The organism is Blastococcus sp. TF02A-35, assembly GCF_004571075.1.
Classification (GTDB): domain Bacteria; phylum Actinomycetota; class Actinomycetes; order Mycobacteriales; family Geodermatophilaceae; genus Blastococcus.
Genome location: NZ_SPQP01000019.1, coordinates 49959 through 69429, shown reverse-complemented (window position 1 = coordinate 69429; position 19471 = coordinate 49959). Strand labels below are relative to the sequence as shown.

The window sequence follows — 19471 nt, the reverse complement described above, 5'->3', positions numbered from 1 at the left end:
CGCGCTGGTGGCCAACCTCCCGTACAACGTCGCCGTCCCGGTGCTCCTGCACCTGCTGGAGCTGCTGCCGACGCTGGGCAGCGCGCTGATCCTCGTGCAGGCGGAGGTCGCCGAGCGGCTCGCGGCGTGACGCCGACCAGGCGCTCCTGACGCCGCCGGGCCGGGTCAGCCGGCCGGCTCGAAGCGCAGGACGTCCCGCACGGCGCGCCGGCCGCTGACGACCGGCTCGGCCCCCTGCCCGTCCTGCGGGTAGCCCAGGCGCAGCAGCATCTGCGGGTGGCCGACCAGGGACAGCCGCGACTGCATGCGCGTGCGGGTGGCCGGCCAGTCCAGCGCCTGCGTCAGCGGTGAGGCGACGAGCCCGGCCTCGGTCACCCGGAGCAGCACCCGGCCCAGCGCGCGGCCCGACAGCAGCCAGGCCGCGCGGTCGTCCCCGTCGGTGCCCATGAGGACCACGGTCGGCCGCTCCACCTCCGGCGGCGGCGCGTCCGGGTCCGCGGCGGCCCGGAAGGCGTGCGGCTCCCGCTGGCCGGCGACGAAGTCGCGGATCAGCCAGTTCGACGCCCGCTCGTGCGGGTCGCCCTCGGGGACGGCCCCCAGGGGGACCCCGTCCTCGGCGGCCGGGTCGGTGCGCAGCCAGCTCTCCAGCTCGGCGAGGTAGGCGGGGTCGCCCTGCTCCATCTCCTCGGCGCGGGAGATGAGGAAGACGGTGGCGACCTCCTCCTCAGAGCGCGTGATCGGCTTGAGCCAGGTGCCGAACGCACCGGCCTCGGCCTGCAGCTGCTCCAGCAGCTCGTCGGGGACCGCCCGCGCGGCGAACGGTGTGCGCACCGTGTGCCGGCGGTCGATCGCCTCGACCAGCGACCGCGCGCCCTCCGCCGCCTTCGACCGGCCGGCGAGCCGGACGACGCCGAGCGCGCCGTCCGCGCCCGGGGGCAGCAGGTCGACCTCGGTGTCCCACCCCTCGGCCGCCAGCGCGACGACGGCGAACTCCAGCGCGATGCCGCAGCTGATCACCTGCTGCCGTCCGCTCGGGTCCAGGACGGGCAGCGCCCGCGCCTCGTCGAGGTGCAGCTCCAGCCGCTCCGGCTGTGCGACGAAGCGCCACGGCTGCGTGTTGTGGATCGACGGCGCCCGCGTGGCGGCCGCCACCACCCGCGCCCAGTCCTGCTCCTCCACGACGTCCCCTCCCGCGTCCGGGCCCGCCGGTCCGGCGGCCCTGCACCGTGCCTACCCCATCCGGCCCCGGCGCCGCACACCGGGCGGGTCAGCCGACCGGCGTCTCCGCCGGGGGCGCCGTCGGCCGGCGGCTCCGCGTCCGGGAGACCGCGACCCCGAGCAGGCAGACCGCGCCGCCGACCACCGCGAGGGCCGGGGGCACCTCGTCCAGCAGCAGCCAGCCGAGGAGGATCACCAGCGGTGGCACCAGGTACGTCGTCACCCCGAGGCGGCCGGCGTCCATCCGGGAGAGGGCGTAGGCCCAGGTGCTGAAGGCCAGCGCGGTGGGGACGACACCGAGGTAGACCATCCCGGCCACCGACGAGCCGGGTGCCCGCCCCAGCTCGGCGGCCAGCGTCCCCGCCCAGGGCAGGCAGCAGACCGCCCCGATGGCGCAGGCGGTGAAGGTGACCTGCAGCCCCGGCAGCCGCCCCAGCAGCGGCTTCTGCGCCACGACCCCGATGGCGTAGGTGAGCGCGGCCACCAGGCACAGCAGCACGCCGAGGAGGTCGGCCTCCGCCCCGCGGGTGGCGACGCCGATGAGCAGCACGCCGCCGAAGGCGACGGCGATGCCCATGACCAGCCGCCGGGGGAAGCCCTCCCCCAGCCAGAGGCCGGCGAAGAGGGCGATCAGGATCGGGCCGATGTTGACCAGCATCGCCGTCGTCCCGGCGTCGAGGTGCTGCTCGGCGGCGTTGAGCGCGACGTTGTAGACGGCGAACCAGCCGACACCGCACACCGCCAGCAGGCGCCAGTCCGCAGGCGCCGGGCGCACCCAGCCGCGCCGCGCGACGAGCACGCCCAGGACGAGCGTCCCGACCAGCAGCCGGCCCAGGGCCAGCGCACCGGGCGAGAGGTCGTCACCGACGGCACGGATCCCGATGAACGCCGACGCCCAGGCCAGCACGGTGACGACGACGGCGAGCAGCGTGCGCGGCTCCAGGGCAGCGGTTCGGGGCGAGCTCACCGGAGAACCCTAGAAGGCCGGTACGACGACCTCCGGCGGTTCCCGGACATCGCGCTCGGGCTGGCCGTCGCGCTCCGCAGGATGGCAGGAACGTTGCGGCTCAGGCCGGTGGCGGCGCGCTCGCCAGGTACTGCGCCCAGGTGTGCTGCCCCCGGGAGGCGCGGGCGGGGACCGCCGCCCCCTCCCGCAGGGCCGCCCCGATCCGGCCCGGGACGGGCGTGGACAGCACGCGGGCCGTGGGCGCCCGCACCGCGGCCCACGCCCGGGCGAGGTCGGCGACCGAGTGCTCCTCCGGGCCGGCGAACTCCACGACCCCGCCGCTGGGGGCCTGGGCGGCGACGGAGACCAGGTGCGCGGCGGCGTCGTCGACGTCGACCGGCTGGACCCGCCACCCCATCGGGACCGGCAGCAGCGGCCCGCGCCGGGCGGTGCCGAGCAGCTCGTCGGCGAACTCGTGGAACTGGGTGATGCGCACGAGGGTCACCGGCAGCCGCGAGGCCAGCAGCACCTGCTCGGCGGCGTACTTGGCGCGGTAGTAGGCGAGCGGGATCCGGTCGACGCCGACGATGGAGACGTGCACCAGGTGCCGGAGCCGGTCGCGGTCCACCGCCTCGACCAGCCGGCGGGTACCGGCGACGTCGACCTCCCACGGGTTGCCGCGCGGGTCGCTGGCCGCGTGCACCACGACCTCGGCCCCGGCGAGCGCGTGCGCGAGGTCGAAGCCGGTCGCCAGGTCGCCGCGGACCCCGCCGGGGCCCGCGCCGCGCCGTGACATCTGCCGCACGGAGTGGCCGGCCTGCTGGAGCCGGGGCACGAGACGGCGGCCGAGCCGGCCGGTCGCGCCGGTGACGAGTGCGTCCACGCCGCCAGTCTGCCGGTGCCGACCCCGCCGCGGCCAGCTCCCCGGCGGTCAGCGCTCCTGGTCGGTGGGACGCACCAGCACCTCGTTGACCGCGACGTGCGCCGGCTGGGAGACGACGTAGAGGACCGCGCGGGCGATGTCCTCGGCCTCCAGCGACCGCATGCTGGTGTACATCTTCTGCGAGGCGGCCTTGGCGTCCGGCTGCGTGATGTGGTCGGTCAGCTCGGTGCTCACCGCGCCGGGCTCGACCAGGCTCACCCGCACGCCGCGGCCGGTCACCTCCTGGCGCAGGGACTCGCTGAAGGCGTTCACCGCCCACTTGCTCGCGTTGTAGACGCCGGCCCCCTTGCGCGCGGTCCGGCCGGCGACGCTGGACATGTTCACGATGTCCCCGCTGCCCTGCTCGACCATGCCGTCGACCGCCGCGTGGGTCATGTACATGACGCCCAGGACGTTCGTGGACAGCATCCGCCGCCAGTCCTCCGGGTCGGCCCCGACGATGGTGCCCAGCAGCATGACCCCGGCGTTGTTGACCAGGACGTCGAGACCGCCCAGCTCCTCGCGCGTGCGGCGCACGGCGTCGGCGCAGGCCTGCTCGTCGGTGACGTCGAGGTCGAGGGCCAGCACGGAGGCGCCGCTCCCGCGCAGGCGGTCGGCCAGCGCCTCGAGCCGGTCCTTGCGACGGGCACCGACGGCGACGGCGGCACCGGCCTCGGCGAGCGCCACGGCGGTGGCCTCCCCGATCCCCGACGACGCGCCGGTCACCAGCGCCACCTTGCCTGCCAGCGGTCGGACGGCCTCGGTCATGCGGATCTCCTCCCGCGCCGCCCCGCGCGGCGCCCTCCGTCCACCCTGCCCCGGATCAGGCCCGCCCGCTGGCCGGCGGGGCGAGGGTCACGCCGAACCCGTGCACGGCCAGGCGCAGGAGCACCGGGCCGGGGCGCAGCAGGTCCGCGACCCGCACGCCGGCGGCCTCCTCGAGCTCGGCCACCCGGGCGGCGAGCTCGGGCGCGCCGGCCAGGCGGGCGGCGTGCAGCACGCCGGTGTTGGACCAGACCCGGCGCCGTGACTCGCGGAGGAGGACGACGGCGGCCAGCCGGTTGGCCGGGGTGAGCACGCGGTCCAGCGGGGTCCGGGCGCCCCCGGCCCGGCGCAGGGCCAGGTCCTCCTCCCCCACCCGGCGGGCGAGGATCCCGTCGATCCGCCCGTGGTCGCGGTGCCGGCGGGCGAGCAGCTCGGGGTCGGCGAAGTCGCCGGGCGGGATCACCGCGACCAGCGACTGCGGCAGGTCGTAGTTGATGTGCGCGTTCATCCCGAGCAGGACGTGCCCCTCGGGCCGCAGGTGCGGGTCCGCGGCGAACGCGCGCCGCCACGGCGCGGGGGCCGACGGCGGGTCGGCGCGGTGGGCGGCGAGCGCGTCGAGGTAGCGGTCGGCGAAGTCGACGTCCCAGCGGGCCACCCAGGCCGGGTCCTCGAAGCGGCCCGCGGCGAGCGCGGCCGCGACGGCGCGGGTGGTGCGCAGGTAGGTGCCCAGGAAGAAGCACGCCGGGTCACCGGCCCGCTCCAGCTCCTCGGCCAGTGCGCCCATGCGCAGCACGAGCGCGTCCACCGACGGGCCCATGCCGCAGCTCGCCGCTAGACCAGGGAGTCGAAGCCGTCGTCGGTGAGCCCCATCCCGACGTCCAGCGGCGGCCGGTGCGGCTGGTCCAGGCCCCGCATGCGGGCGGCGTGCAGTGCCAGCAGCAGGTTCAGGCGCAGCGTCGGGTCCGTGGTGAACGGGCCCAGCATCCGCTCGAGCTTGCCGATCCGGTAGCGCATCGTGTTGTAGTGGAAGTGCAGCCGGCGCGCGGACTCGGCGACGTTGAGGTTGGTCTCCAGCAGCACCCGCAGCGTCTCGCGCAGGTCGGCGGAGTCGGCGTCGACGGCGTCGGCCAGCGGGCCGAGCACCTCGTCGACGTAGCTGCGCAGCTCGCTGCTGTCGGGGATGAGCGAGAGCAGGCGGAAGACGCCCAGCTGGTCGAAGTGGGTGACCGTCCCGGCGTGGATCTCCTGCCCGACACCGAGGGCGCGCTGGGCCTGCCGGTGGGCCTCGGCCAGCTCGCCCAGCGACTGCGCGGGCCGGCCGATCCCGGTGCCCAGCAGCCGGCCCATGCGGCGGAGCCGGCCGTTGACCCGGGAGGTGACGGCGGAGACCAGCGAGGAGAGCTCCTCCGGCGTCCGGCCGTCCAGCGGAAGGAGCGTGACGATCTCGGTCGCCAGGCCGGCGACGGCTGCGCCGGTCACCTCCGACTCCAGGGCGGCCCGCCAGCCGTCGGCCAGCCGGTCGAGGACGTCGAGGGCGCGGGTGGGGTCCGCCGCGGCGTCGGGGGCGATCTCGGTGGCGGTGACGAGCACCGCGACCGGCCCGTCCAGCCGCCACCCGAAGGACCGGGTGTGGGCGAGGGTGCGCTCGGTGTGGCCGACGGCGCCGCCGACGAGCCGGCGCACCAGGTCGCCCTGGAACCGCAGCTCCACGGAGTGGACGGCCTGCAGGCGGATGACCGAGAGCGCGGCGATCACGGCGGCGCGCTCGAGCACACCACCGGCGCCGAGCATCATCGCGCCGGTGCGGTGGACCGCGACCAGCCAGCCGTGGCGCTGGTCGCCGGCCATGATCGGGGCGACGGCGTACTCGCCGACGCCGCCCGGGAGCTCGTGGTGGCCGGGCACCAGCAGGATGCCGTCGGCCGGTGAGAGGTCGGCGTCGGCCAGCACGGCGGCCGGTGTCACCACCGTCTGGTCGGCGCGGACGCCGGAGAGCCGGCGCGAGGGGGTCAGCTCGGCCAGCGCGTCGTCGGCCGCGGCGTCGAGCAGCCACAGCCAGTCGCTGATCTCCTCGACGTCCTCGCCGGGGCCGGCGCTGGTGACGACCTCGCGGTCGGGGCCGAGGCCGAGGACGGCCGCGCCCTCCAGCATCACGGCCAGCCGCTGGGTCACCTCGGCGAGGCCGCCGCCGGTGAGCGCCACCTCGGTGAACTCGTCGTCCATCCGCGAGGAGAGCGCCAGGGCCTCGCCCTGCTTGGCGACGACGGTGCCGAGCACGGCCGAGACGATCTCGTCCAGGCGCGCCCCGGAGGGCAGGGCGAGCACCGGCAGGCCGCGGCGGTCGGCCTCGGCGAGCACCTCGGCGGGCAGCGGGGCGGGGCCGTCGGTCCGGCGGAAGGCCAGCGCGGCGGTGCCGACGAGGTCGAGCCGCTCCACCAGGGCCCGGCAGCTGGCGGGGTCGGCCGGCGGGAGCCGGGCACCGAGGACGACGAGGACGTCGGGACCTGCCGCGGCCAGCGGCTCCGCGGGGTCGTCGACGACCATGTGGCGGACGGTCCGCGCGAGACCTGCCGCGCCGGCTGCGACCGTGGCGCCGGCGAGGGCCGGGAGGCCGAGCGCCTCCTCGACGGTGAGCCCCATCCGCTGCTGCCAGCTGCCGCGCTCGTCGCGGGCGTCGTGGCGCGGCGACTCGTCGATGGCCCAGTTGCGACGGAACGGCGACGTTCCGTTACTGTGCGTAGAGGCAACCAGCGACGCGTCACTCTGGGTCACGAGGTCTTTCCTTCCAGTCGTCGTCCAGGGTGCCACACCTCGGGATCATGTCAGGTGTCCCTGGACGCCGGGACCCATTCTTGGCGACATCCGCCATAAGAGGGCGTGCGACGCGCCGCTTAGGTTCGAGCCGTTCCACCCGCTGGCTGGATGGTAAGCGCTTCTCCCGGAGGCGCGCCCACCCGTGCGAGCGGCTGGTCCGAACGGTAGGGGGCCGACCCACCGGCCTCCTCCGTCCCGTCGGGTGGAGGCCGAGATGCGCGCGATCGACGACACCGCAGTCCGAACCGGACCGACCGACGGGGCTGCGCTCCGCGGCCGGGCAGCACGCGCCGGCGTGCCCACCATCCCGCTCCCCCGCGACTCGGCACGGGCCGCCGCCCGAACCGCCGGCCCGGCCCGCGTCGCGACGGCCGTCCCGGCGGCCGCCAGCACCGGCGTCGCCGCGCTGCTCCGCGGCCCGGTGCGACAGGCGCGCGTGCTGCTCAGCGCGCCGACCGCCGTCTACCTGCACGTCCCCGGCGAGCGGACGGCGGGCGACGTCGTCGGCATCCTCACCGGCGACGCGACCCGGCTGCCGCTGGGCTGCGTGCTCTTCCGGCCCAGCAACGGCCGGCCCCTGGTCGGGGTGCCGACCGGTGCCGTGGCGGAGGTGGGCGGCGGGCGCATCGTCGTCGGCGACCTCGCCGTCAGCGCCGCCGCCTGGTGGGACCCGCGGCCCCGCCTCCCCGGGGGCCGTCCGGCGCTGCTGCCGGAGGGCGTGCGCCAGCTGCGCAACACGCTCTACGGCGAGGGCGTCCCGCACAGCTCCTTCACGCTCCCCGGCCTGCCCACCGGCCCGGGCGGCCCGCTCGCCGCGCTGCGCGGCGCGGTCCGGCGCGCCGACCTCGAGGCCGCGCTGCGCACCGCGACGCGGCTGATCGGGCTGGGCCCCGGCCTCACCCCCGCCGGGGACGACGTGATGGCCGGCACCGTCGCCGGGCTCGTGCTGCTGGGCCACCCCGCGGCCGACCGGTTCGCTGCGGGCGTCTGCTCGCTGGCGGCCGGCCGGACCACCGAGCTGTCGGCCGCGCTCCTGCGGCACGCGGCCGCGGGCCGGGTGAGCGCCGAGTACGCGGCCGTCCTGCGCGGGCTCGTCGGCGAGCGGCCACTGGCCCCCGCCGTGGACCGCCTGCTGGCCGGTGGCACCACCAGCGGGCGGGCGATCGCCCTGGGCCTGTGCACCGCGATCGACCTGGTGGAGCGCACCACCCGCCGCTGAGCGGTCAGCCCAGCGAGTCGTCGACCCCCACCGGAACCGGCAGCACCGGGCCCAGCGAGTCCCACTGGGAGATCCGGCAGCCGTCGGTGCGGGAGAGGTCCAGCTCCACCTCGTCGCCGTGCCAGCTGCCCGTCACCCGCGCCGTCTGCGGCCCGCCGTACTGCTCGGTGCACATGACGTCGGCCGGGAGCGGCGCGAAGGGGTCGGTCATCCCGGCGAGGTGCTCGCAGGCCTCCTGCGGCTGCGGGTGCGTCCCCCCGCCACCGCCGGAGCAGGTCAGGGTCCAGGACTGCGGCGGGCTGCCGTCACCCTGCGACGCCACGACGACCAGGTCGTCGGCGGAACGGGCCACGCCGTCGACGCCGCCCGAGGCCCCCGACGGCGAGCCGCTCCCCGACGCCGTGCCGCCGGCCGGACCGGCGCAGCCGCTGAGGGCCAGGGCCACGCCGACCAGGACGGCCCCCGCGCGGGGTCCCGCCGCGGGCCTGCGGACGGTGGGGGGCACGGGGGTCCTCTCAGATGCGGGACGCGTGGATGCTGGTCACCAGGATGGCCCGGGCGCCGAGCTCCCACAGCTCGTCCATCACCCGGTTGGTGTCGGCCTTGGCCACCATCGCGCGCACCGCGGACCAGCCCGGCGTCTGCAGCGGGCTGACGGTCGGGCCCTCGATGCCCGGCGTCATCGCCGTCGCCTTCTCGAGCAGGTCGTTCGGGCAGTCGTAGTCGAGCATCACGTACTGCCGGGCCACGAGGACCCCGCGCAGCCGGCGCCGCAGCTGGGCCACGGCCGGGATCTCCTCGGCGCCCTCGCGGCGGACGAGGATCGCCTCGCTGGCCAGCACCGGCTCGCCGATGATGTGCAGCCCCGCGGCACGCAGGGTCGTGCCGGTCTCCACGACGTCGCAGACGGCGTCGGCCACACCGAGGCGGCAGGCGGTCTCCACCGCGCCGTCGAGCTTGACGACATCGGCCTTGATGCCCGACTCCTCCAGGTACCGCTGGGCGAGCACCGGGTAGGCGGTGGCGACGCGCTTGCCGGCCAGCTGCTCGACGCTCTCGATGCCCGACTCCAGCGGGGTGGCGAAGCGGAACGACGAGCGGCCGAAGCCCAGCGGCATGACCTCGACCGCGGACGGGCCCTCGCCGTCGGCCGGTGCGGTCTCCAGCAGCATGTCCCGGCCGGTGATGCCGACGTCGAGGGTGCCCGCGGCGACGTAGACGGCGATGTCGCGCGGCCGGAGGTAGAAGAACTCGGTGTCGTTGTCCGGGTCGTAGACCGCGAGGTCCTTGGTGCTCCGCCGTTGGCGGTACCCGCTCTCGGCGAGCATCTCCGCGGCGGGCTCGCTCAGGACGCCCTTGTTCGGCACGGCGACGCGCAGCACTGGTCTCTCCTTCAGAGGTGGGTGTAGACGTCGTCGAGGGAGAGCCCGCGGGCGAGCATCAGCACCTGCACCCGGTAGAGGAGCTGGCTGATCTCCTCGGCCGTCCGCTCCTCCCCCTCGTGCTCGGCGGCCATCCAGGACTCGGCGGCCTCCTCGACGACCTTCTTGCCGGCGGCGTGCACGCCGTCGCGGACGGCCGCGACCGTGCCGGAGGCCGGGTCGCCCTCGGCGACCTTGGCGGAGAGCTCGGCGAAGAGGGAGTCGAAGGTCTTCACGAACGGGCCTCCTGGCCGGCGGGTGGGATCGAGAAGCCGGTCTGGCGCGGCGGCACCCGCAGCTCGCGGAGCACCAGGGCGGTCTGCAGGGCGGCGATGGTCGCCTCCCACCCCTTGTCCTCCGCCGAGCCGGGCAGCCCCGAGCGGTCGCGCGCCTGCTGCTCGTCGTTGGTGGTGAGGACGCCGTTGCCCACCGGCTTGCCCGCGTCGAGGGCCACCCGGGTGAGCCCGGCGGTGACCGAGTCGCAGACGTACTCGAAGTGCGGCGTGCCGCCCCGGATGACGACCCCGAGGGCGACGACGGCGTCGTGCCGCTCGGTCAGCGCCTGGGCGACGACGGGCAGCTCGACCGCGCCCGGCACCCGGACGACGGTGGGCGCGGCGACTCCGGACGCCTCGGCCGCGGCCAGCGCGCGGTCCAGCAGCGCGCCGGTGATCTCCGCGTGCCAGGTGGTGGCGACGATGCCCAGGGTCAGCCCGGCCGCGTCGACCGGGCGCGCCTCGGGCGCTCCGGCGCCGCTCATGCCGGCTGCTCGTTCTGCCCCAGGGGCACGTCGGTACCCGGGACGGTGGTCGCGCCGGGGGCGTCGGCCGGTGCGGGGACGGTGTCCGCGGGGCCGGACTCGGTCTCCGGCTCGATGATGTCGAGCAGGTGGCCCATCCGGTCGCGCTTGGTCCGCAGGTAGCCGAGGTTCTCCTCGGTCACGTGGCTGGGCAGCGGCACGCGGCCGAGCACCCGCAGCCCGTAGCCCTCCAGCCCGGCGCGCTTGGCCGGGTTGTTGGTCAGCAGCCGCATGGTGTGGATCCCGAGGTCGACCAGGATCTGGGCACCGGTGCCGTAGTCCCGTGCGTCCGCCGGCAGCCCCAGGTCGAGGTTGGCGTCGACGGTGTCGGCGCCCATGTCCTGCAGCTGGTAGGCCTGCAGCTTGTGCAGCAGGCCGATCCCCCGGCCCTCGTGCCCGCGGATGTAGAGGACGACGCCGCGGCCCTCCTGGGCGACCGCGGCCAGCGCCGCCTGCAGCTGGGGGCCGCAGTCGCAGCGCAGCGAGCCGAAGACGTCGCCGGTGAGGCACTCGGAGTGCACGCGGACCAGGACGTCCTCGCCGTCGCCGATGTCGCCGTAGACGAAGGCCACGTGCTCGCGCTCGTCGTAGGAGCTGCGGTAGCCCACGGCGGTGAAGGTGCCCGGCGGCAGCGGCACGACCGCCTCGGCGACCCGCTCGACCAGCTTGTCGAACCGCTTGCGGTAGGCGATCAGGTCGGCGATGGAGATCAGGCAGAGGTCGTGCTCGTCGGCGAAGACCCGCAGCTCGTCGGCGCGTGCCATGCCGACCGGGTCCTTCTCGCTGACGATCTCGCACAGCACGCCCGAGGGGCGCAGGCCGGCGAGCATCGCCAGGTCGACCGACGCCTCGGTGTGGCCGGGCCGGCGGAGCACGCCGCCGTCGCGGGCGCGCAGCGGCACCACGTGGCCGGGGCGGGCCAGGTCGGCGGAGGTGGTCTCGGCGGCGGCCAGCGTGCGGATGGTGTGCGCGCGGTCCGACGCCGAGATGCCGGTGGTCACGCCCTCGCGGGCGTCCACCGTGACGGTGTAGGCGGTGCCGAGCCGGTCCTGGTTCACCCGGTGCATCGGGGGCAGGTCCAGCCGGTCGGCGTCGGCCTCGGTCACGGCGACGCAGATGTAGCCGGAGGTGTACCGCACCATGAACGCGACGAGCTCGGGGGTGGCGAGCTCGGCGGCGAAGATCAGGTCGCCCTCGTTCTCGCGGTCCTCGTCGTCGATCACGACGACCGGCTTGCCGCTCTTGATGTCGGCGAGGGCGGCCTCGATGGAGTCCAGCCGGGTGACGGGCGCGCTCACGAGCGGGCCCCCAGCAGACGCTCCACGTACTTGGCGATCACGTCGACCTCCAGGTTGACGGGGTCCCCCGTGGCGCGCGCGCCGAGCGTGGTCTCGCGGAGGGTGGTGGGGATGAGGCTGACCTCGAACCAGGGTTCGGGGTCGTCCAGTGCGCTGACCGCGCTGACGGTCAGCGAGACGCCGTCGACGGCGATGGAGCCCTTCTCGACGACGTAGCGGCCGAGCCCCGCGGGCAGCCCGATGCGGACGACCTCCCAGTGCTCGCCGGGGGTGCGGGAGACGACCCGGCCGACGCCGTCGACGTGGCCCTGCATCATGTGGCCGCCGAGGCGGGTCTGCGGGCTGACCGCGCGCTCGAGGTTGACCGGCGCGCCCTCGGCCACGGCGCCCAGCGAGCTGCGGCGGAGGGTCTCGGCCATCACGTCGGTGGTCCAGACGCCGGTCCCGTCGGCCTCGGGCTGCACACCGGTGACGGTGAGGCAGACGCCGTTGACCGCGATCGAGTCACCGAGCGAGACGTCGGTCAGGACGGTGCGGGCGCGGATGCTGAGGACGGCGGAGTCGCCCTGGTCCTCGCGAGCCGCCAGGGTGCCCACCTCTTCGACGATGCCGGTGAACACCTCAGCTCCCTCCGTCCACGTCGTCCCCGCGGGTGCGGGTGCCCCCACCAGTGTGCCGGGTGGGGTGCAGCCTGATCTGCACGTCCCCACCCAAGGGGAGGACGTCGGCGACCGAGAAGGACAGCGCCGAGCCGATGCCGGTGATTCCCAGGTCGGCCACGAGCGAGGGGCCGGCACCCAGCAGCTTGGGCGCGAGGTGCACGACGGCCTCGTCGACCAGGCCCTCGCGCAGGAACGCGGCCGCGAGCGTCGGGCCGCCCTCGAGCAGCACCCGGCGGACGTCGCGGTCGAACAGCTCGGCGAGCAGCCCGGCCGGGGTCGCGGCCCGGCTGACCAGCGTGGGGGCGGCGTCGTCGAGGACGCGCGCGGTGGCCGGCAGCCGGCCGGACCGGTCGACGACGACGCGCAGCGGCTGCCGGGCCGCGTCCCGGCCGTCGGCGTCGCGGACGGTCAGCCGGGGGTCGTCGGTGAGCGCGGTCCCCGAGCCGACGACGACGGCGTCGCAGCCCGCCCTCAGCCGGTGCACCTCGGCCCGCGCCTGCGGCCCGGTGACCCATCGGCTGCTGCCGTCGGCGGCGGCGACCCGCCCGTCGAGGGTGGCCGCCACCTTCCAGACGACGTACGGGCGCTGCTCGCGGACACCGGTGAGCCAGCCGGCCAGGGCGCCGCGCTCGGCGGCCTCCTGCTCGACACCCGTGACGACCTCGACCCCGGCGGCGCGGAGCCGCTCGGCCCCTCCGCCGGCGAGCGCGGTCGGCTCGGGCACGGCGACGACGACCCGGGCGACCCCGGCGGCGAGCAGCGCGTCGGCGCACGGCCCGGTGCGACCGGTGTGCGCGCACGGCTCGAGGGTGACGACGGCGGTGCCCCCGCGGGCGCGCTCGCCGGCCTGCGCCAGGGCGACCACCTCGGCGTGCGGGCCGCCCGGCGGGCTCGTCGCGCCCTCACCGACCACCGTGCCGTCCGCGGCGAGGACCACCGCACCCACGGCCGGGTTCGGGCTGGTGGTGCCCAGCACCGACTCCCCGAGCCCGCGGGCGCGGGCCATCCCCCGCAGCTCGGCGTCGGTGGCGTTCACGCCGGCCGCGCCGCGGCCGCCTGGGCACGGAGGGCGGCGATGGCGGCGGCGGGGTCCTGGGCGCCGTAGACGGCCGAGCCGGCGACGAACATGTCGACGCCGGCCTCGGCGGCCTGCTCGATGGTGTCGGCGTTGATGCCGCCGTCGATCTCGACCAGCAGGGTGAGCTCGCCGCTGTCGACCAGCCGGCGGGCCTCCCGGACCTTGGGCAGCACGTCGGCGATGAAGGACTGGCCGCCGAAGCCGGGCTCGACGCTCATGACCAGCAGGGTGTCGAAGTCGCGGAGGAGGTCGAGGTGGTCCTCCAGCGGGGTGCCGGGCTTGATCGCCAGGCCGGCCAGCGCACCAGCGGCCCGGATATCGCGGGCCACGGCGCGGGCGTCACGGCAGGCCTCGACGTGCACCGTCACGTTGCGGGCACCGGCCTCGGCGTAGCCCGGCGCCCAGCGCTCGGGGTCCTCGATCATCAGGTGGCAGTCCAGCGGGACGGGGCTGACCTTCTGGATCGCCTGGACGACCGGCAGGCCGAGGGTGAGGTTCGGCACGAAGTGCGCGTCCATGACGTCGACGTGCAGCCAGTCCGCACCGGCCACCCGCTGGACCTCGTCGGCGAGCCGCGCGAAGTCCGCGGACAGCAGGCTCGGCGCGATCATCGGTTCCCGGGACACGTCCGCCGAGTCTAGGCGCGCCATGATCGCCTCCTGGACCGACCGACCGGCTGCCCATCCCGTGCCTCCGGAGGACGTGTCCGTTGCGCACGACCGGGTAGGGCCGGGTCCATGGCTTCCGACACCCCTGCCCGCTACGACGGATTCGACCGGATGCCGATCGCCGGCACCTGGCGGCCCGGCAGCTCCGAGAAGACGGCCACCGACACCGACCCCTACACCGGCGAGACCCTGACCGAGATCAGGCTGGCGAACGCCGACGACCTCGACCAGGCCTACGCGAAGGCGAAGGAGGCCCAGCGCGACTGGGCGGCCCGGCTGCCGAGCGAGCGCGCCGACGTCATGCGCCGGGCGGCCCGGATCATGGAGGACCGCAAGGCCGAGGTCGTGGACTGGCACATCCGGGAGAGCGGCGCGGCGGCGCCTGCCGCCGAGTTCGAGTACGCCATCACGCTGCGCGACTTCTACGAGGCCTCGTCCTACCCGTACCGCGTCGAGGGCCGGATCCTGCCCGCCGACATCGAGGGCAAGGAGAGCCGCGTCTACCGCCGTCCGGTGGGCGTGGTCGCCGTCATCAGCCCGTGGAACGTGCCGATGCACCTGTCCAACCGGTCGGTCGCCCCGGCGCTGGCCCTCGGCAACGCCGTCGTCCTGAAGCCCGCCGGCGACACCCCGGTGACCGGCGGGCTGCTGCTCGCCAAGATCTACGAGGAGGCCGGGCTGCCCGAGGGGCTGCTGTCGGTCGTCATCGGCTCCGGCAGCGAGATCGGCGACGCGATCGTCAGCCACCCGACGCCGCGCGTCGTCTCCTTCACCGGGTCGACGCCGGTCGGCAAGGGCATCGCGGAGAAGGCGGGCCTGAAGAAGCTCTCCCTCGAGCTCGGTGGCAACGGCCCGCTGGTCGTGCTCGACGACGCCGACCTCGGCTACGCGGTGGACGCGGCGATCTTCGGGAAGTTCTTCCACCAGGGCCAGGTCTGCATGATCACCAACCGGATCGTGGTGGACGACTCGGTGCACGACGAGTTCGTCGAGCGCTACGTCGAGCGGGCCCGCTCCCTCAAGGCCGGCAACCCGCAGGACTCCGACACGGTGATCGGCCCGATCATCAACTCCAAGCAGCTGGAGGGGATCCAGGAGAAGATCTCCGCCGCCGTCTCCGACGGGGCCCAGCAGCTGCTCGGGGGCGACCCGACGGGCCCGATCGGCTCGGTCCTGCCGCCGCACGTGCTGCTCGGCAGCAACGACGTCGCCAGCGCCCGGCAGGAGATGTTCGGCCCGGTGGTGACGATCATCCGGGCCCGTGACGAGGACGACGCCCTGGCCATCGCCAACGACACCGAGTACGGCCTGTCCAGCGCCGTCTTCACCGAGGACACGCTGCGCGGCGTGCAGTTCGCGCTGCGGGTCGAGGCCGGCATGACCCACGTCAACGACTCGCCCCTGAACGACGAGAACAACACCGCGTTCGGCGGCGAGAAGGAGTCGGGCCTGGGCCGGTTCGGCGGCGAGTGGGCGATCGAGGAGTTCACCACCGACCACTGGGTGAGCGTCCAGCACACGAAGCGCCGGTTCCCCTTCTGAGCGGCTCGCCGCCTCCCCTCGGCCGGGGCCCGGCCGAGGGGAGGCGGCCCGCTCAGCGGTCGGGCAGCGCCACCCACTCCGCCCAGGTGAGGTCCCGCCCGGGGAGCCGGGGGCGGCGCAGCGGCCACCGCTCGGCCAGCCAGCGCGGCACCAGGTCGTCCAGCGCGGCCTCGACCGCGGTCCCGACGAGCCGGTCGACCACCCACCACGAGACCTCGGCGTCGGCGTCCCCGGCCTTCTCCGGCGGGTCGACGTAGACGCACCCGAGCAGCTCGGCCTCGTCGTCGTCGAAGAGGCCGTACAGGAAGCTCTGGTGCGCCTCGGTCTCGCGGGCGTGGCGGGCGAGGTCCTCGCGGTCCTGCTCCACGGTCATGTGCGCCGGCGGCCACCCCCACGCCTCGCCGTAGATGGCCCAGAGCCGCTCGCGGGAGCCCATCACCGCCGGGTGGTCGACCTCGGTGTCCTCCGGGCCCATGGGACGGAGGTGCTGCCCGGTCGGGAGGTCGACGCGCAGCGGGTGGACGAAGTCGTCAGGGAGCCAGGCCACGGCGCGGGACGGTAGCGCCCGTCAGCGGGTGCGGCGCAGCAGTGCCATGAACATGGCGTCCGTGCCGTGCCGGTGCGGCCAGAGCTGGGCGTGGTCACCGCGGGCGATGCCGGGCACCTCGGGGAACAGCGGCGCCACGGGCAGCACCTCGACGTCGTCGCGCCGGGCCGCGGCGTCCACCACGTCCGCGGTCTCGGCGGTGTGCGGCGAGCAGGTCACGTAGGCGACGACACCGCCCACCCGCACCGAGCGCAGCGCGCTGTCCAGCAGCCGCGTCTGCAGCTCGGCCAGCGGCTGCACGTCCTCGGCCGTGCGCCGCCAGCGGACCTCGGGCCGCCGACGCAGCGCGCCCAGCCCGGTGCAGGGGGCGTCGAGCAGCACCCGGTCGAACGATCCCGGCTCCCACGGTGGCTGCGTGCCGTCGGCGGCGAGCACCTCGGTGGCCGGCTCGTCGCGCAGCGCCTGGCGGACCAGCTCGGCCCGGTGCGGGGCCCGGTCGGCGGCCACCAGGCGGACGCCGTCGGGCCGGGTGGCGGCGAGCAGCCCGGACTTGCCCCCGGGGCCGGCGCACATGTCCAGCCAGGCGGTGTCCGGCCCGTCGAGCGGGGCCCGGGTCAGCAGCAGGGCGGCGAGCTGGCTGCCCTCGTCCTGGACGGCGGCCTTCCCGCTCCGCACCGACGGCAGCCGGCCGGGGTCTCCCCCGCCGAGACGGACGGCGTAGGGCGACCACGGGCCGGGCTCGCCACCGGACTCCGCCAGCAGCTCCTGGCGGTCCACCCGGCGGGCCACTAGGTGCACCTCGGGCGCGGCGTCGTCGGCCAGCAGCGCGGGCTCGAGCTCGTCGTCCCCGCCGAGCGCGTCCCGCCAGGCCTCGACGATCCAGCGCGGGTGGTCCGTCGCGAGGGCGAGGCGCTCGTCGCCCTCGGCGGCCAGGGCGGCCAGCCAGGCGGCGCGGTCGCCGCCGGCGGCCACCTTGCGCAGCACCGCGTTGACCAGGCCGGAGGCACCGGTGCCGACGATCGCCCGGGTGAGGTCCACGGTCGTGTCGACGGCGGCGTGCGCCGGTACCCGCAGGTCGATGAGCTGGTAGGCGCCCAGCCGGAGGAGGTCGAGCACCCGCGGGTCGAGCTCGCCCAGCGGCCGGGACACCAGCCCGGCGAGGATGGCGTCCAGCGTGCCCTGGGCGCGCAGCGCCCCGTAGGCCAGCTGGGTGGCGAAGGCGGCGTCGCGCTCGTCCAGCTGCCGCTCGCGCAGCATCTGCGGCAGCAGCAGGTTGGCGAACGCCTCGCGCGAGGAGACGGCGTCCATGACGTCGTAGGCGGTGAGCCGGGGCCCGTCGAGCACCGGACGGCGGGTGGCCGGGTGGCGGCGGGGACCCCGGCGCGACGGCGGCCGGCTCACTCCCCCACCCGCTCACCGGGCGCCGGGCGGGCGCCCCGCGCCCAGTCGGCCGCGGGCAGCATCCGCTTGCCGGCCGGCTGCACCTGCGAGAGCCGGACGCGGCCGGTGCCGGTGCCGACGAGGACGGCGCCGGAGTCGAGCCGCACCTCACCGGGCGCCAGCTCGGGACCGTCGGCGACCGGCTCCACCGGGGCCAGCCGCATCCGCTCGCCCCGCCACGTCGTCCAGGCCCCCGGGGCCGGGGTGACGCCGCGGACCCGCCGGTCCACCACGTGGGTCGGCAGCGCCCAGTCGACGCGCGCGTCCGCGGTCTCGACCTTGGGCGCGAGGCTCACGCCCTCGGCCGGCTGCGGCTGCGCCTCCAGGGCGCCGGCCTCGATCCCGTCCAGCGTCGCCACGAGCAGCCCGGCGCCGCTGACGGCGAGCCGCTCGAGCAGGTCCCCAGCGGTGTCGCGCGGCCGGATCGCCTCGGTCAGGGTGCCGAGGACCGGGCCGGTGTCCAGGCCGGCCTCGAGCAGGAAGGTCGACGCACCGGTCACCTCGTCGCCCGCCATCACCGCGTGCTGGACGGGGGCGGCGCCCCGCCAGGCGGGCAGCAGCGAGAAGTGCAGGTTGACCCAGCCGTGGCGGGGCAGGTCCAGGGCCGCCTGCGGCACCAGTGCCCCGTAGGCGACGACCGGCGCGCAGTCGACGGCGAGGTCGGCCAGCTGCTGGAGGAACTCCGGCTCGCGAGGCGAGCGTGGCTGGAGCACGGGGACCCCCGCCTCGTCGGCCCGCTCCGCGACCGGAGAGCGGCTGACCTTGCGGCCGCGGCCCGAGCGGGCGTCGGGCCGGGTGAGCACGGCGACCACCTCGTGGCCGGAGGCCAGGAGGGCGTCGAGCGAGGGGACGGCGGGCGCCGGCGTGCCGGCGAAGAGCAGCCTCAGTGGGGGCTCACCTCCACGCGCGGGACCCAGGCACCCATGCCGGCCCACTCCGCCGCCCTGATCTCGGCCAGCGCCGCCTCGCGGGCCGCTGCGTCGAGCCGGTCGACGAACAGCACGCCGTCGAGGTGGTCGGTCTCGTGCTGCACGGCGCGGGCCAGCAGGTGCGAGCCCTCCACGCGGACCGGCTCGCCGTGCATGTCCCAGCCGGTGGCCGCGACGTACAGGTGCCGTCGGCAGTCGAAGCGCAGGTCCGGGATGGACAGGCAGCCCTCGGGGCCCTCCTCGGTCTCCTCCCCGATCGGCGTGACGTCGGGGTTCACCAGGTGGCCGACCTCGCCGTCGACGTACCAGGTGAAGACCCGCAGGCCGACACCGATCTGCGGGGCGGCCAGGCCGGCCCCGCCCGCGGCGTGCATGGTGTCGGTCAGGTCCGCGACGAGCTGCCGCAGCTCGCGGTCGAAGTCGACGACCGGGGCGGCGGGACGGTGCAGGACCGGGTCGCCGAACAGCCGGATGGGGGTGACGCTCACCCGTCGATGGTAGTCGGGGCCGGTGGGCCGCCTTCCCCCAGCGCGGCGCGGACAGCGGCCGCCACGTGCAGCGCCGTCGTGGGGAAGGTCGGCACGTCGACGTCGTCGGGCCCGAGGAGCAGCTCGATCTCGGTGCAGCCGAGGACCACGCCCTGCGCCCCGCGGGCGACCACCTCGCGGTAGGCGGTGCGCGACTCCTCCCGGACCACGCCGAGGACGAGCTCCTCGAAGATCACGCGGTGGACCAGGTCGCGGTCCGCCTGGTCGGGGACGACGACCTCCAGCCCGGCGGCGGAGAGCCGGTCGAGCAGGAACGGCTGCTCCATCGTGTAGCGGGTGCCGAGCAGGCCGATGCGGCCGAGCCCGGCCGCGGTGACCGCCTCGGCCGTGCTGTCGCCGATGTGCAGCAGCGGGACGTCGAGGCCTGCGGTCACCGCACCGGCGACGACGTGCATGGTGTTCGTGCACAGCAGCACGAGGTCGGCGCCGGCGGCCTGCAGCGAGCGGGCGTCGGCGGCCAGCAGCTCGCCCGCGCGGTCCCAGTCGCCGGCGACCTGCAGCCGCTCGATCTCCGCGAAGTCCACCGACAGCAGCACGCAGCGGGCGGAGTGCAGCCCGCCCAGCCGCTCGCGCACCGCCTCGTTGAGCAGCCGGTAGTACAGCGCGCTGCTCTCCCAGCTCATCCCGCCCAGCAGTCCGATCGTCCGCACGGGCC

At 75.9% G+C, this 19471-nt stretch carries 21 protein-coding genes; 2 read left to right on the top strand and 19 right to left on the bottom strand.

Annotation, left to right across the window (positions count from 1 at the left end; all coding sequences use genetic code 11):
* Positions 1-165 precede the first annotated feature (165 nt).
* The 6 genes from E4P43_RS11105 to E4P43_RS11080 all read right to left on the bottom strand — a co-directional run bounded on the left by E4P43_RS11105 (position 166) and on the right by E4P43_RS11080 (position 6623).
* A complete protein-coding gene (locus E4P43_RS11105) occupies positions 166-1179 on the bottom strand; it encodes a nitroreductase (RefSeq protein ID WP_135145506.1) in 1014 nt (337 codons plus the stop codon).
* 88 nt (positions 1180-1267) lie between these two features.
* Positions 1268-2185 carry a DMT family transporter gene (locus tag E4P43_RS11100; RefSeq protein WP_135145505.1) on the bottom strand — a complete coding sequence of 306 codons (918 nt, stop codon included), beginning with the start codon at positions 2183-2185 and terminating at the stop codon, positions 1268-1270.
* Between the two features lie 100 nt (positions 2186-2285).
* A complete protein-coding gene (locus E4P43_RS11095) occupies positions 2286-3047 on the bottom strand; it encodes an NAD(P)H-binding protein (protein WP_135145504.1) in 762 nt (253 codons plus the stop codon).
* A 48-nt stretch (positions 3048-3095) separates the two neighbouring features.
* Positions 3096-3854: an SDR family NAD(P)-dependent oxidoreductase gene (locus E4P43_RS11090; RefSeq protein WP_135145503.1), complete on the bottom strand. Its 759-nt coding sequence runs from the start codon at positions 3852-3854 to the stop codon at positions 3096-3098.
* A 55-nt stretch (positions 3855-3909) separates the two neighbouring features.
* Positions 3910-4668 carry a DUF5995 family protein gene (locus tag E4P43_RS11085; RefSeq protein WP_135145502.1) on the bottom strand — a complete coding sequence of 253 codons (759 nt, stop codon included), beginning with the start codon at positions 4666-4668 and terminating at the stop codon, positions 3910-3912.
* 14 nt (positions 4669-4682) lie between these two features.
* Positions 4683-6623, bottom strand: a complete 1941-nt coding sequence (locus E4P43_RS11080) for a helix-turn-helix domain-containing protein (protein WP_245159081.1) — start codon at positions 6621-6623, stop codon at positions 4683-4685.
* Positions 6624-6960: 337 nt separating this feature from the next.
* Here E4P43_RS11080 and E4P43_RS11075 point away from each other — a divergent pair, with 337 nt between their 5' ends.
* Entirely contained in the window at positions 6961-7884 is a 924-nt protein-coding gene (locus E4P43_RS11075) for a DUF2877 domain-containing protein (RefSeq protein ID WP_245159080.1), read from the top strand.
* Positions 7885-7888: 4 nt separating this feature from the next.
* Here E4P43_RS11075 and E4P43_RS11070 read toward each other — a convergent pair whose 3' ends face one another.
* The 8 genes from E4P43_RS11070 to rpe are packed head-to-tail and all read right to left on the bottom strand — an operon-like array spanning position 7889 to position 13768.
* Positions 7889-8389: an SSI family serine proteinase inhibitor gene (locus tag E4P43_RS11070; protein ID WP_209313834.1), complete on the bottom strand. Its 501-nt coding sequence runs from the start codon at positions 8387-8389 to the stop codon at positions 7889-7891.
* A gap of 10 nt (positions 8390-8399) precedes the next feature.
* A complete protein-coding gene (gene hisG, locus E4P43_RS11065; protein ID WP_135145500.1) occupies positions 8400-9266 on the bottom strand; it encodes an ATP phosphoribosyltransferase in 867 nt (288 codons plus the stop codon).
* Between the two features lie 11 nt (positions 9267-9277).
* A complete protein-coding gene (locus tag E4P43_RS11060) occupies positions 9278-9541 on the bottom strand; it encodes a phosphoribosyl-ATP diphosphatase (protein ID WP_135145499.1) in 264 nt (87 codons plus the stop codon).
* The gene (gene ribH / locus E4P43_RS11055; protein WP_135145498.1) at positions 9538-10065 is read right to left on the bottom strand and encodes a 6,7-dimethyl-8-ribityllumazine synthase; all 528 of its coding nucleotides are present in this window, start codon (positions 10063-10065) and stop codon (positions 9538-9540) included. The genes E4P43_RS11060 and ribH overlap by 4 nt, the downstream gene beginning before the upstream one ends.
* Complete coding sequence (locus E4P43_RS11050; protein ID WP_135145497.1) at positions 10062-11402, bottom strand: bifunctional 3,4-dihydroxy-2-butanone-4-phosphate synthase/GTP cyclohydrolase II; 1341 nt, start codon at positions 11400-11402, stop codon at positions 10062-10064. The genes ribH and E4P43_RS11050 overlap by 4 nt, the downstream gene beginning before the upstream one ends.
* Positions 11399-12022, bottom strand: a complete 624-nt coding sequence (locus tag E4P43_RS11045) for a riboflavin synthase (protein ID WP_135145496.1) — start codon at positions 12020-12022, stop codon at positions 11399-11401. The genes E4P43_RS11050 and E4P43_RS11045 overlap by 4 nt, the downstream gene beginning before the upstream one ends.
* Position 12023: 1 nt before the next feature.
* A complete protein-coding gene (ribD, locus tag E4P43_RS11040; protein WP_209313833.1) occupies positions 12024-13100 on the bottom strand; it encodes a bifunctional diaminohydroxyphosphoribosylaminopyrimidine deaminase/5-amino-6-(5-phosphoribosylamino)uracil reductase RibD in 1077 nt (358 codons plus the stop codon).
* The gene (rpe, locus tag E4P43_RS11035; RefSeq protein ID WP_245159079.1) at positions 13097-13768 is read right to left on the bottom strand and encodes a ribulose-phosphate 3-epimerase; all 672 of its coding nucleotides are present in this window, start codon (positions 13766-13768) and stop codon (positions 13097-13099) included. The genes ribD and rpe overlap by 4 nt, the downstream gene beginning before the upstream one ends.
* A gap of 111 nt (positions 13769-13879) precedes the next feature.
* Here rpe and E4P43_RS11030 point away from each other — a divergent pair, with 111 nt between their 5' ends.
* Positions 13880-15352, top strand: coding sequence for an aldehyde dehydrogenase family protein (locus E4P43_RS11030; RefSeq protein WP_135145494.1), 1473 nt, complete (start codon positions 13880-13882; stop codon positions 15350-15352).
* Between the two features lie 52 nt (positions 15353-15404).
* Here E4P43_RS11030 and E4P43_RS11025 read toward each other — a convergent pair whose 3' ends face one another.
* Genes E4P43_RS11025 through E4P43_RS11005 form a run of 5 tightly spaced genes read right to left on the bottom strand, consistent with a single transcriptional unit; the run spans position 15405 to position 19466 of the window.
* Positions 15405-15899 carry a GNAT family N-acetyltransferase gene (locus E4P43_RS11025; RefSeq protein ID WP_135145493.1) on the bottom strand — a complete coding sequence of 165 codons (495 nt, stop codon included), beginning with the start codon at positions 15897-15899 and terminating at the stop codon, positions 15405-15407.
* A 21-nt stretch (positions 15900-15920) separates the two neighbouring features.
* Entirely contained in the window at positions 15921-17243 is a 1323-nt protein-coding gene (locus E4P43_RS11020; protein ID WP_245159078.1) for a transcription antitermination factor NusB, read from the bottom strand.
* Between the two features lie 53 nt (positions 17244-17296).
* Positions 17297-18274, bottom strand: a complete 978-nt coding sequence (fmt, locus tag E4P43_RS11015) for a methionyl-tRNA formyltransferase (protein ID WP_245159077.1) — start codon at positions 18272-18274, stop codon at positions 17297-17299.
* Positions 18223-18756, bottom strand: a complete 534-nt coding sequence (gene def / locus E4P43_RS11010; protein WP_135145491.1) for a peptide deformylase — start codon at positions 18754-18756, stop codon at positions 18223-18225. The genes fmt and def overlap by 52 nt, the downstream gene beginning before the upstream one ends.
* On the bottom strand, positions 18753-19466 hold the full coding sequence (locus tag E4P43_RS11005) for an aspartate/glutamate racemase family protein (RefSeq protein WP_135145490.1): 714 nt from the start codon (positions 19464-19466) through the stop codon (positions 18753-18755). Before E4P43_RS11005 ends, def begins: the two co-directional genes overlap by 4 nt.
* Between the last annotated feature and the right edge of the window lie 5 nt (positions 19467-19471).

Excerpts from the sequence above, each read along its gene's own strand:
- E4P43_RS11090 (WP_135145503.1), bottom strand. The coding sequence starts at position 3,854 with ATGACCGAGGCCGTCCGACCGCTGGCAGGCAAGGTGGCGCTGGTGACC.
- E4P43_RS11085 (WP_135145502.1), bottom strand. The coding sequence starts at position 4,668 with ATGGGCCCGTCGGTGGACGCGCTCGTGCTGCGCATGGGCGCACTGGCC.
- ribH (WP_135145498.1), bottom strand. The coding sequence starts at position 10,065 with ATGAGCGGCGCCGGAGCGCCCGAGGCGCGCCCGGTCGACGCGGCCGGG.
- E4P43_RS11030 (WP_135145494.1), top strand. The coding sequence starts at position 13,880 with ATGGCTTCCGACACCCCTGCCCGCTACGACGGATTCGACCGGATGCCG.